Origin of the sequence: Mastigocoleus sp. MO_188.B34, from assembly GCF_030065675.1 — a bacterium.
Lineage (GTDB): Bacteria > Cyanobacteriota > Cyanobacteriia > Cyanobacteriales > Nostocaceae > Mastigocoleus.
The window spans coordinates 1-12,632 of record NZ_JASJDK010000177.1; the positions used below are offsets into that span (position 1 = coordinate 1).

Annotated in this window: 8 protein-coding genes; 7 read left to right on the forward strand and 1 reads right to left on the reverse strand. The window is 38.6% G+C overall.

What is annotated here, in order from left to right:
* Both QNJ50_RS26605 and QNJ50_RS26610 read left to right on the forward strand, forming a co-directional pair.
* On the forward strand, positions 1-1,293 hold a 1,293-nt coding region (locus QNJ50_RS26605; protein WP_300641630.1), incomplete at its 5' end, for an adenylate/guanylate cyclase domain-containing protein.
* 88 nt (positions 1,294-1,381) lie between these two features.
* Positions 1,382-2,878: a mechanosensitive ion channel family protein gene (locus QNJ50_RS26610; protein WP_300641632.1), complete on the forward strand. Its 1,497-nt coding sequence runs from the start codon at positions 1,382-1,384 to the stop codon at positions 2,876-2,878.
* Between the two features lie 253 nt (positions 2,879-3,131).
* Here QNJ50_RS26610 and QNJ50_RS26615 read toward each other — a convergent pair whose 3' ends face one another.
* Positions 3,132-4,349, reverse strand: a complete 1,218-nt coding sequence (locus QNJ50_RS26615; RefSeq protein WP_300641634.1) for a HEAT repeat domain-containing protein — start codon at positions 4,347-4,349, stop codon at positions 3,132-3,134.
* A 500-nt stretch (positions 4,350-4,849) separates the two neighbouring features.
* Here QNJ50_RS26615 and QNJ50_RS26620 point away from each other — a divergent pair, with 500 nt between their 5' ends.
* The 5 genes from QNJ50_RS26620 to QNJ50_RS26640 all read left to right on the forward strand — a co-directional run bounded on the left by QNJ50_RS26620 (position 4,850) and on the right by QNJ50_RS26640 (position 12,472).
* Positions 4,850-6,409, forward strand: coding sequence for a ferredoxin--nitrite reductase (locus QNJ50_RS26620; RefSeq protein ID WP_300641636.1), 1,560 nt, complete (start codon positions 4,850-4,852; stop codon positions 6,407-6,409).
* A gap of 293 nt (positions 6,410-6,702) precedes the next feature.
* Positions 6,703-8,286: an MFS transporter gene (locus QNJ50_RS26625; RefSeq protein WP_300641638.1), complete on the forward strand. Its 1,584-nt coding sequence runs from the start codon at positions 6,703-6,705 to the stop codon at positions 8,284-8,286.
* Positions 8,287-8,510: 224 nt separating this feature from the next.
* Positions 8,511-10,802, forward strand: a complete 2,292-nt coding sequence (locus QNJ50_RS26630) for a molybdopterin oxidoreductase family protein (protein ID WP_300641640.1) — start codon at positions 8,511-8,513, stop codon at positions 10,800-10,802.
* A 560-nt stretch (positions 10,803-11,362) separates the two neighbouring features.
* On the forward strand, positions 11,363-11,815 hold the full coding sequence (locus QNJ50_RS26635) for a nitrate reductase associated protein (RefSeq protein WP_300641642.1): 453 nt from the start codon (positions 11,363-11,365) through the stop codon (positions 11,813-11,815).
* A 24-nt stretch (positions 11,816-11,839) separates the two neighbouring features.
* Positions 11,840-12,472: a molybdenum cofactor guanylyltransferase gene (locus tag QNJ50_RS26640; protein ID WP_300641644.1), complete on the forward strand. Its 633-nt coding sequence runs from the start codon at positions 11,840-11,842 to the stop codon at positions 12,470-12,472.
* The last annotated feature ends 160 nt before the right edge of the window (positions 12,473-12,632 follow it).

Consider the following 12,632-nt stretch of genomic DNA (forward strand, 5'->3'; position numbering starts at 1 on the left):
GGAGCAGATTTATTAATGCGTTCTGTAGCTCGTCCTCTACTAGAAGATAGAAAATCATACTTAAATAAGTTACGCGATCGCAATATAAAAAATACGACTATTGAGCAGGTTATAAAATTAAACACATCCATTCTCTTGAAAAAAGTAAATACAGCTGTTGCAAAAAAGGCAATCTCTGGTAAATCGGGTACTCAAAAGGGTTGGAATTATTTGGGTGACGCAACCCTCAGTTCTTATTCTCCAGTCAATATTCCTGGTGTTAATTGGGCAATTATTGCTGAGATGGATATAACCGAAGTATATCAGCCCATCAGGGAACTGCAATTTTATTTTTTAGCTTCCACCGTAATTTTAGTGTTGCTGGTTCTTCTCTATGCTGTCATTGCTGCTCAGCAATTTGTAAAACCCATTGAGAGTCTGATTGAAAGTTCCCTGAAGGTGAAAGCAGGTGAATTAGATACGGAGGTTGTATTCAATACGAAGGATGAGTTTAACGAAATTGCACAGGTTTTTAATGACATGGTGCAGCAATTACGTACTTTCAGTACATTGCTGGAGGAAAAAACTCAAGAAAACGAGAACCTACTATTAAACATTTTGCCCCATTCAGTTGTCGAGCGGCTCAAGAAAGGCAATATAGAAATTGCCGATCGCTTGCAACAAGTAACAATAGTTTGTATCCGTATTGGCGGTTTAATGAAGATAACCACAAATGATACTGTAGAAGAAACTGTCAAGTTATTTGATGAACTTATTAATACTTTGGATGAATCAGGGGAAAAATATCAGCTGGAACGGCTGTCTATTCTTGGCGATCGCTATCTAGTGGGTTGCGGACTAACGAAAGCACAACTGGATCATGTCAATCGTAGTGTAGAATTTGCTTCTCTAACACTCAATATTATCAAACGTTTTAACCAAAAGCATAATATTAACCTTAGCCTCCAAATTGGTATTCATACAGGTTCTGTAATGGCAGGAATTGTAGGAAAGCAAAAATTCCGGTATCAGGTATGGGGTGAAACAGTGGATATTGCCAATCAACTGCAACAAAACGCTAAACCAAATACGATTTTAGTCACTCAGATAGTGTACGATCGCGTTCATGAAATTTACGATTTTAGCAAGGGTTTGGTAATTGTCCAGGACGGATATCAAATATCAACTTGGATATTAGGTAAAAAAGAACTACAGAATTTTATTAGCGATGATATAACTGTAGGTTTAGATTTTGATGATGATAATTTCACAGATCGCAAATCCAGTCAAACAGAAAATAACCTGCTTGGATAGATAATCATGGAGACTCCAAAATTTTATTGATGACTTAATAACTAACGCAGATATAGATGCTGAATTATTTGTAGAAAATTTAAAATCTATGCTTAATAAATCGCTGTTTATTTGGGGATTATTTCTGATTCTGGGATTTCCCATCTTCACCATTGTACTCGGGGAAGGGATCGAAAAATTAAAACACCGGGGGAACCCTTTTACCAAAGTTTTACTTAATATCCAGTATTGGCTTCTTCCTCCCCTTGCAATTCTGTTGGTAATGCGCCAGATTTTAGGGGTCGCTAATACAGCCAAATCCTTGCAAATAGTAGAAACATTGTTTCTCATTGCACTCATTTACACCTTGTTATCCCTACTAAACACCCTTTTTACCGCCAGGAGACAGCAAAAAACATGGCAAATTTACCTTCCTAACATATTATTTCAGGTGATTCGTAGTGCTGTTGTTTTGGGCATTACAGCCTATATTCTAGGGGTAATTTGGAAGATTGACTTGGGTCAGATTGCTTCTGCTGCTGGGGTTGGTTCCTTAGTGGTGGCGTTAGCACTCCAAGATACCCTAAGTAATTTAGTATCCGGGTTTTTGCTGATTTTAGAGGCTCCCTTCAAGATCGGTGACTGGATTAAAGTTGGACAAACAGAAGGGGAAGTGATTGAAATTAATTGGCGTGCAGTACGCTTGAAAACCCGCGAACGTGATGTGATTGTCATTCCCAATGGTATTTTGGGCAAGGATACAATTCAAAATTACACAATTATAGATCCCTTACATGTAGTACGGGTTAGATTGCAATTTTCTTATTTCGATCCCCCCAATCGAGTTATCCGTATGCTCAGACAAACAGCCCTTGCAACCAAAGGAGTCGCATCAGAACCCTTACCAATTATTGATACTCAGCAGTATGTAAATACTGCGATCGACTACGAAGTCAAATTGTATATTAAAGACTACGGCGGATTAGAAGAAATTAAAGCTGAATTTCTTACCCTTGTTTACTATGCTGCCAAACGTTATAAATTCACCCTGCCCTATGGCAACAAGGTAGAGTATAAACTAGGTGAGATGCCTAACTTGCAAGGTATTACTACTGAAGAGATAACTACATCTTTAAAAGCTCTTCCCTATTTCACATTTTTGGATACCAAGACTATAGAATATTTAGCACAATCAGCAACATATGAACATTTTGGCATCGGTGAACGAATTGTACAAGCGGGGGAACTTCACCGAAAGGTCTATATTATCTTAGAAGGTAGTGTTTCGATCTCGGTTAAGGATAATAGCAATCGCGAACAAGAGGTGGTTTTCCTGTCTACTGGCGACTTGTTTGGTGAAACCGCCTTATTGCACACAGAGGTAAGCCAGGTATCAGTAACCGTAATTGATGATTTGAAGGCGATCGCAATTGAACCGGATAGCGTTATTCATATCGTGCAGGAATATCCAAAATTCGCCATGGAAATTAACTCTTTTATTCAAACTCGCAAGCAAGCGATACATAATGCCAAAGGGGTCGAATCTAAGCTTTCTGAAAATGGAAAACTGCATCCCCTTTTGTATTGGGATGGTAGGGTTTCATGAAAATCCACGCATACGGCAGGCACGTTACCTTTCCCTGGAAAAAACCAGCAAGTGTTTTACCGGACATGATATAACCTTCTGATCAGCTAAATACTGAACAGGATTAAGAATAATTCTTCAAATTTGATCAAAAAATCTTTTAATGGTTGATTTACCACACAAATCTTGCGTTTTTCAAAAATGGTAGTATCGAGATTATAAATTAAATTTTTATGTGTAAATAACTCGTAAAAAATACCATGCAAACATTCAGTCAATTTTGAGATATTTTTCTCAAAGCTGCGATCGCATGTAACTTTACCCGAGAATTCTTATCTGAAGCGAGTGTTTGTAAAATACTGGTGGCGTTTGGATTTCCTAAATCTCCTAAAGATACTGCAATTGCTTGTTTTATTGGAGATTGACTTACTAAATCTTGTTTCGAGTTAAAGAAATCAATTAAAATTTGAGTCGCTTGGGAACGATTTTCTAACGAATCTTGACGCCCCAAAACAGTAATAATTTCTTTACAGAGATTGGGTTGACTGGAATAAAGAGCTTTCTTTAAATAAGCCAAAGACTGGGGTTGATTTCCCCAGTTTAAAACCCGAACAATTTCTCCTTGTAGCCAATTGGGAGTAACCGCAGACATCAAAACTAAAAATAATGCTTCAGTTGCTCGCTCATCTTCCATACGTCCCAAAGCTAAAACTGCTTGCTGACATACTTGGGAGTCAAGGTCATGAAGTAAAGGTTGAAGGTAACCGACAATATCAAAATCTGCTTTAAATTGACCGCACATACCCAAAGCAACTACCGCTTCTTTACGAACTGACGCAGACACATCTTTTAATCCTGCTATAAATAAAGGAATGAGTTCTGGATTGTGAAAACTACCAAGTGCTTCTAGGGTTGTAGCGCGAACTTCTGGATTTACATCTGTAACTACTGTTTTTAAGGGCTCAATAATTTCTACACGGCGAATAATTGCTAAGGACTGAACTGCTAATAATCGCGATTTTTCATCTTGGAGTAATTCACTTAATGCTTTGATCGCAGAAATACCAATATTTGCTAATGCTGTCGCCGCAATTGCACATAAGTCTTCTTCTTCAGTATTCCTAAGTACCTTTGCTAAAGATATAATAACTGCAGGTTGATCGAATTTTCCCAAAATTCTAATTGCAAACCAACGACTTTCTAAATTCTCTTCTTCATCTTCGAGAATATTTATCAGGGAAACAACTACTCCATCACCCATCCTAGGAAATATTTTTGCAACTTCCCAACGTTCTTGAAAATCTCCAAAATGCAAAACTTGCAATGCAAAATCCAATATTTGTTCGAATTTGAACTCATACCCCAGGTTATCCTTGTTAGTTTGCCGATTACTACCTTTGTCACTTGACACAATTCGTTGCAAATATCGATTGACTAACGACCAATTTGCTTGCTTCGCGGCAGTATGTAAACTTTTTAAGGTTTCGTGCATATTATATCCAGGAATTATTCCTATCTCGACACTGCATTCCAAGTAATGATAAGCCAATCAAATTAATCGCTAAATTTACGATTTCTAAATTACAATCACCAAATTTACAGTATTTACTTGATGAGATATAACTAAATTCTCAATATTTGGTAATACAGTTTACAAATATAAGAAATCTTCCACATATTTTAAGATTACAACATTTACATCTACCTTTTGGGACATTTTCTTTCAATAAAAATTAAAAACGGTAACTAAATACACAAAATCAAGCCATGATAACCGGTTAAATAATTGAAATAAAGTAAAAAATAAAACTAAATAAAAATGTTGTAACAAGTGTAATAAGTATTTATTTTATTTCAAAATGTATCAATATAACTTGATGATGACTGTAATATCAAGCATTTAAGTTGATATACAAAAAGATTTTTACTATTTAAATAATTCTTGCAAGGGTTTTAATTGTAACATAAATAAAAATTTTTAAGGAGTCACGAGTGCCTTCTACTAAAACAGAAAAAGCAGCTACTCTCAATAAGTTTGAAAAAATCAAAGCTGAAAAAGATGGGCTTGCAGTTAAAGACGAACTAGAACATTTTGCCCAAATCGGTTGGGAGGCTATGGACAAAGGGGATCTGGAACATCGTCTCAAGTGGGTGGGTGTTTTCTATCGCCCTGTGACTCCTGGTAAATTTATGTTACGGATGCGAACACCGAATGGTATTCTCACAAGTTCGCAGCTAAAGGTACTTGCAACAATTGTTCAGCGCTATGGTGCTGATGGTAGCGCTGATATAACAACCAGACAAAATATTCAATTAAGGGGTATTCGTCTCGAAGACATACCAGATATTTTCCGTCGTCTCAAAGCTGTGGGGATGACATCTATGCAGTCTGGAATGGATAATGTACGGAATATAACTGGATCTCCAGTCGCAGGATTGGATGGAGACGAATTAATTGATACTCGCGATTTAGTTCAGCGAGTACAAGATATGATTACCAACAAAGGTGAAGGTAATTATGCATTTACCAATTTGCCACGTAAATTTAATATTGCAATTGAGGGGGGAAGAGATAACTCTGTCCATGCTGAAATTAATGATATAGCATTTGTTCCAGCTTATAAGGAAGGAAAGTTAGGTTTTAACGTTTTGGTTGGTGGTTTTTTCTCCGCCAAACGTTGTGCTGCAGCTGTACCTTTAGATGTGTGGGTTCCTCCCAATGATGATGTTGTAGATCTATGTCGGGAAATCTTAAATGTTTACCGCGATCTCGGTTTGCGCGCTAACCGGCAAAAATCACGATTGATGTGGTTAATTGATGAGTTGGGGATCGAAAAGTTTCGAGAAATAGTTGAGAAGGAAATGGCTCGTTCTCTCACTACTGCTGCAGAAAAAGATGAAATTGATTGGGAAAAACGTGATTGTATCGGTGTTTTCGTGCAAAAGCAACCTAATTTGAACTATGCTGGTTTACACATCCCTGTAGGAAGACTTGACGCTCAAGAAATGTTTGACTTGGCGCGTCTGGCGGAGGTTTATGGCAGCGGAGAGATTCGTTTAACAGTAGAACAGAATGCCATTATTCCCAATATTTCTCAAGAGAACCTAGATCTTTTCCTCAGCGAACCACTGCTGCAAAAGTTTACTATCAATCCCAAACCTTTGGAAAGAAAATTAGTATCCTGCACCGGGGCACAATTTTGCAAATTTGCCTTGGTTGAGACCAAAAGCCGAGCTTTGGCTATCGCTAAAGAATTAGATAGAGAATTAGACATCCCCGAAGATGTAAGAATTCACTGGACTGGTTGTCCTAATTCATGCGGTCAACCCCAGGTAGCAGATATCGGTTTGATGGGAACTAAGGTGCGTAAAGATGGAAAAACCGTTGAAGGGGTAGACCTGTATATGGGCGGTAAAGTAGGTAAAGATGCTCATTTGGGAACTTGCATCCAAAAAGGTATCCCCTGCGAAGATTTACTACCAGTATTACGGAATATCTTGACAAAGGATTTTGGTGCTCGACCAAAACAAAATGAGTCTTCTCAAGTTTAAAAGTCTCGAATTTAAAAGTCTCGAGTTTAAAAGTCTCGAGTTTAAAAGTCTCGAATTTAAGAGAATCAAATTTAAGAAAATTAAGCTTAATATTCCTAGATTTGATTTTCTTAAACCTTGTGTTCCGGAGAGCTTAACTATTTTGGGTGTTTCTATTTAATCGACTTTACTAGGAATTTTTTCATAAACTTAAAAACTCAGAAAAACTTGCTTTTTCTTCATCTCCAGTACAAATTCACTTGCACTTAACTTTCTGACAGCGTTGTTTTAACTAGAGAAATACAAAAATAGAGATGCTTACAGAACTTTTATCTTTCCGTGGCAGGTATAAAATCCTGCACATGACTTGGTTTGCCTTTTTTCTCTCGTTCTTTGTTTGGTTTAACCTTGCACCGTTAGCAACACAGGTAAAGGCAGACTTTGGTTTAGAAGTTAGTCAAATTAGAACCTTAGCTATTTGTAACGTTGCTCTCACGGTTCCAGCCCGCATCATTATCGGGATGCTGTTGGATAGATTCGGTCCAAGAATTACCTACTCCTTATTGCTAATTTACGCCGCAATCCCTTGTATTACTTTTGCTAGCGCCCAAAACTTTACCCAGTTGGTAATTAGCCGCTTGGCGCTGAGTATTGTAGGTGCTGGTTTTGTGATTGGTATCCGCATGGTTGCAGAATGGTTTCCCCCAAAAGAGATTGGTTTAGCTGAAGGGATATATGGAGGTTGGGGTAATTTTGGTTCTGCAGGTGCGGCATTAACCTTACCCACAATCGGTGCTTGGCTAGCTTTTGGAGCTTTGAATCCACAAACAGGAGAGGCTTTACTCAATTGGCGGGTATGTATTGCGGGAAGTGGTATACTTGCAGCTCTCTATGGTGTTCTCTATTTCTTTAACGTCCAAGATCATCCTCCTGGAAAAGTTTACCAAAAACCCAAAAATGCTAGAGGTCTAGAAGTTACTAGCATACGGGATTTCTGGTTCTTGATGTTAATGAACCTACCCCTATCAGGAATTTTGGGAGTCTTAGCTTGGCGCTTGAAGAAGGTTGGTTTGTATGGTGATAATATCCTTTATCTGGTTTGGACTGGATTAGCAGCTTTGTATTTATTCCAAGCCTATAACTGCTGGGTTGTAAATAAAGACTTACTCTTAGGAAAGAAGCAATATCCAGCCAAAGACCGTTACAATTTTTCTCAAGTTGCGATTTTGGAACTAACCTACATAGTTAATTTTGGTTCGGAGTTAGCTGTAGTTTCTATGCTCCCCGCATTTTATGAGGGAACATTTTCCTTAAATAAGGCTTTAGCGGGAATGATTGCTGCGAGCTACGCCTTTATGAATCTTATGTCTCGTCCCGGTGGTGGTTTAATTTCCGATAGATTGGGAAGCCGCAAAAATACTATGGCTGTACTTACAGCTGGTATGGGTATAGGCTACATGATTATGGGCAGTGTAAACGGCTCTTGGTGGTTACCTTTGGCAATTTTATTGACCATGGCTTGTTCCTTCTTCGTGCAAGCAGGAGAAGGTTCTACTTTTGCTATTGTCCCGCTGGTCAAGCGTCGGGTTACTGGGCAAATAGCTGGTAACGTTGGTGCTTATGGTAATGTGGGTGCGGTGGCTTATCTGACCATCTTTAGCTTATTACCAGAATGGTTGAGCGGTGGTGGTGAACAAACCGCAGCAGTTATTGCTCAGTCCAACACGGTCTTCTTCCAAATGATGGGAATAGCAGCTTTAATAGTTGCTTTCGTGTGCTGGTTTTTCCTCAAAGAACCCAAAGGCTCTTTTGCTGAACACCATGAAGGTGAAGAAGATGATTCTGTAAACCAAGGATCTGAAATTCCCGTGGGTATGAACCCCAACGATATCATCTAAATCGCACTCAATAAACCCGGTTATTTCAATAGCCGGGTTTATTACAGGTAAATATTTTGATGTTATCTTTCGATAAAAACATATTGTTGAGAATCATTTTGCATTTTCTGGTATAAAAATTAATAAATATAATCATTTTTGTACATATTTGGGTGTAGTAAATCTGAAAAATATAAACAATAGCAAATTAATACAAATTTTTAATATTAAAGATAATTGACATTATGTCCGAGTCTATTAAAACCGTTTGTCCTTACTGTGGTGTTGGCTGTGGTTTAACAGTTTCTCCTCCTGCTGGAACAGGTCGTTCGACCCATAGAGATAGTGAAGGGAACCCAATTTGGAAAACAATCGGAGATAAAAGCCATCCTTCTAGTCAGGGGATGGTTTGCGTTAAGGGTGCAACTGTTACCGAATCTATAGATAAAAGTCGTCTCAAGTACCCAATGATGAGGGATTCTTTATCAGAACCTTTTCGCAGGGTCAGTTGGGATAAAGCATTTAACAAAATTGTTGATCGGATTCAGTTTGTACGTCAAAATTACGGTGCAGATGGGATCTGCATGTACGGTTCCGGTCAGTTCCAAACTGAAGATTACTACATTGCTCAAAAACTCCTTAAAGGTTGTCTCGGAACAAATAATTTTGATGCAAATTCCCGTCTGTGCATGTCTTCAGCGGTTGCGGGATACATGCAAAGTTTTGGCTCAGATGGACCGCCATGTTGTTATGAAGACTTAGAATTAACTGACTGTGCTTTTTTAATTGGTACTAATACTGCTGAATGTCATCCAATTGTTTTTAACCGTTTGCACAAGTACCGCAAAAAGCATCAGCATGTCAAAATCATTGTGGTCGATCCCCGATGCACAAAAACAGCGGAAGCTGCTGATTTACACTTAGCAATCAAACCCGGTACAGATATCGATCTACTCAATGGTATTGCCCATTTATTGATGCGATGGAATGCGACTGATACCTTGTTTATGGATGAGTGTACCAAAGGTTTTCCTGCTTATGCAGAAGTTATTCGCCACTATCCACCGGAAACAGTTGCTCGTCGATGTGGAATCCGAATCGATCATGTTGAACAAGCTGCTCGTTATTGGGCTGATTCGGAGCGAGTATTATCTTTGTGGTCTATGGGAATGAATCAATCTTCCGAGGGGACAGCAAAGGTAAGAACTTTAATTAACTTGCATTTGATGACTGGAAATGTTGGTAAACCTGGTGCTGGACCTTTTTCTTTAACCGGTCAACCAAACGCCATGGGAGGAAGGGAAGCTGGTGGTTTAGCTCACATTCTTCCTGGATATCGTTCAGTTAAAAATCCCCAACATCGAGCAGAAATCGAAGAATTTTGGGGATTAAACCCAGGACAAATGTCCCCTGTTCCCGGTCGAGATGCTTGGAATCAAATAGTTGGTTTGGAAACCGGTGAAGTTGGTTTGTTATGGATTGCTGCAACAAATCCTGCTGTTAGTATGCCAGACCTAGCAAGAACCAAAGCAGCTTTATTAAAATCTCCCTTCACGGTTTATCAAGACGCATATTATCCGACAGAAACTTCCGCATACGCCCATATCCTCCTACCTGCTGCTCAGTGGAGTGAAAAAACTGGGACTATGACCAACTCAGAACGAGTTGTGACTTTCTGTCCCCAATTTCGGTCCCCTCCAGGGGAAGCTCGTCCAGATTGGGAAATATTTGCCGAAGTGGGACGTCGTCTCGGTTTTACCAGAGAATTTAATTTTGCTAATGCTACTGCAGTCCATGCTGAATTTACACAGACAACTCGCGGACGTCTGTGTGACATGACTGGAATCAGTCATGAAAAATTAGCCGAATTTGGTCCAATACAATGGCCTTGTCCAGATACTGCTTTACTACAAGAAGATGAGTCTACATCCAGAATGGGAATTTTTTCATTTCTCTTCAGTCATCGGGACAAAGATAAAAATATTACACATATAGGTAAACGTCTGTATACGGACTTACGTTTTAAAACTAATGATGGAAGGGCTATTTTCGCTGCTTATCACTCTAAAGGCTTGGCCGAACCACCAAATAATGAGTATCCTTTCGTGCTTACAGTCGGGCGTCTTTACGGTCATTGGCATACCCAAACCCGCACGGGACGAATAGAGAAAATAGTTAAGATGCATCCCCATCCTTTCATGGAAATTCATCCCCGCGATGCTGCCAAATTAAAAATTGCAGAAGGAGATTTAGTTGAATTGCGATCGCGACGAGGAAAAGCTCGTTTTCCAGCAAAAATTACCAAAGCAATTGCTCCTCACACTGTTTTTGTCCCCATGCACTGGGGTGCTTTATGGTCTAATGATGCTGAAGCTAACCTACTGACCCATCATGAGGCTTGTCCGACATCTTTACAGCCTGAGTTAAAAGCTTGCGCTGTCCAAATATTAGCTGTTAGCGCTCTCCCAGAGGAGACCACAGAGTTGCCTCACCAGGAACTATTACAGTCTTCTGAGTTGATGAAGACGTCAAACTAAAGCCATAAATAATCGGGATTAAAGCCAATACAAAAGAAGTCAAAATGACTCCAACAACTACTTGGGTGGAAGATTGTTTGTGTTGGCTAACCGAGACTTCTCTCGACACCAAATCAAAATTATTAGAGTGATTTAAGTCGTTAGTTTTCATGGCAACAAACTTTGCCCAAGCAAAGAATTCAATGATTTAATTTTATAAAAATTACGCAAAAAGTAATTAAATATACTAATTTTTTTAATAAAAAGTAACTGATGTAACAGAATATTCTAGAAAAATAATGATTATGCAAATCAACTGATTGCAACCGTGTTTTAGTAGTTACAATGCTGTATACCTAAAAAATTGTTTCCTCAAAGGATGGAGAAACTCAGGAAATGATTCATGCCACGGTACAAGTTGTGATAGTTTGCTTGTATTGACAGCGCAATGATAACAGTGACCGGAGAAAAGACATTCTCTTGCACGCCTAACACAGGTCACATAGGTTTTATTTTTATTTATTTGATTTTTATTTACTAAGAACACTTTTGGACTTCCAATTACCAATTACCAATTACCAATGACCTTTTTTCAATTCGAAGCAGACTTTGTTGATACACTGCGTTGTATACCTATGCAGGTACGATTAAAACTTGATACTTGCGGTGTTAAGCTCAAGTTATTTCACTGGAATCAGTTTAGCGACCACGAACGTCGGACTTTAGTAGAAATGCCTTGTAACACTCCTCTAGAAAGTCAAGGTTATAGTGAATACCTGCAAGGCTTAGTTATAAAACAAACAGGTAAAAAAGCAGGGGAGCTAGAGATAGATCCTCATCCCCCTTGGAGTAATGAGCAAGAAATTCCCCCCACAACCGAAAATAAAGCTGCTGAATGTGGTGTAACTATTAGTATTGAGCAGTGGAAAAATTTGACACCACTACAACGCTTCGCTTTAATTAAGTTGAGTCGTCCAAGTCATGAAAATAAAAATTTTTATCCTGCTCTGAAAGAATTCGGATTAATCAGATAATTCTCTTTAGTTGAATGAATAATTATGACAGCTACGTTTCACAGCAATATAGATTTAGCTGCACTGATTTTAGCTGGTGGTCAAAGTTCCCGTATGGGTGAAGATAAAGCATTAATCAGCTACAATGGCGTACCGATATTGCAACGTGTTTATCAAGTCGCTACAGCTTGTACTGAAAATATCTATGTTTTAAGCCCTTGGAATGAACGCTATCAGCAAATTTTATCGCCCGAGTGCAAATATCTGATTGAATCTCAACCCGGAAGGGGACCTTTATTTGGTTTTGCGGAAGGTTTAAGTCAAATTCCTAATGATTGGATTTTATTGTTAGCTTGCGATTTACCTTTACTCAAGGTAGAAGTTTTGCAGGGTTGGATAGAACGACTTCCACAACTACCATCATCAATAAGTGCTTTAGCCCCTCAGCGCTCGGAGATTTGGGAACCAATGTGTGCTTTTTACCGCCGAGAGGTGCTCGCGGAATTACAAGGTTTTTTACAAACAGGTGGGCGATCGTTTCAAAAATGGTTTTCTCATATTTGCGTAGAAGCTTTACATGTCGATTCAGAAATAAATTTAATGCTGTATAACTGTAATACTCCCTTGGATTTAGAAGAAATAGTAAATAAGCACAGACCCAATCCACCCAAACCCTGAGGGAGTAAATATTTATTATACCAATTTCCTAAAATCAAGCTACAGATGGTATGTCAGGAATAAAATCATATTTTGTAATTGGTTTTCGTAAGTGTAGCCTAACTAAATGAAATTGGTATTAGTTAAACTTAATCAAAAACAATAACTACGAATAATCTAA

Bases quoted from the DNA above. Each gene is read 5' to 3' on its own strand.
- QNJ50_RS26635 (WP_300641642.1), top strand. From the start codon at position 11,363: ATGACCTTTTTTCAATTCGAAGCAGACTTTGTTGATACACTGCGTTGT.
- QNJ50_RS26625 (WP_300641638.1), top strand. From the start codon at position 6,703: ATGCTTACAGAACTTTTATCTTTCCGTGGCAGGTATAAAATCCTGCAC.
- QNJ50_RS26640 (WP_300641644.1), top strand. From the start codon at position 11,840: ATGACAGCTACGTTTCACAGCAATATAGATTTAGCTGCACTGATTTTA.
- QNJ50_RS26630 (WP_300641640.1), top strand. From the start codon at position 8,511: ATGTCCGAGTCTATTAAAACCGTTTGTCCTTACTGTGGTGTTGGCTGT.
- QNJ50_RS26615 (WP_300641634.1), bottom strand. From the start codon at position 4,349: ATGCACGAAACCTTAAAAAGTTTACATACTGCCGCGAAGCAAGCAAAT.
- QNJ50_RS26610 (WP_300641632.1), top strand. From the start codon at position 1,382: ATGCTTAATAAATCGCTGTTTATTTGGGGATTATTTCTGATTCTGGGA.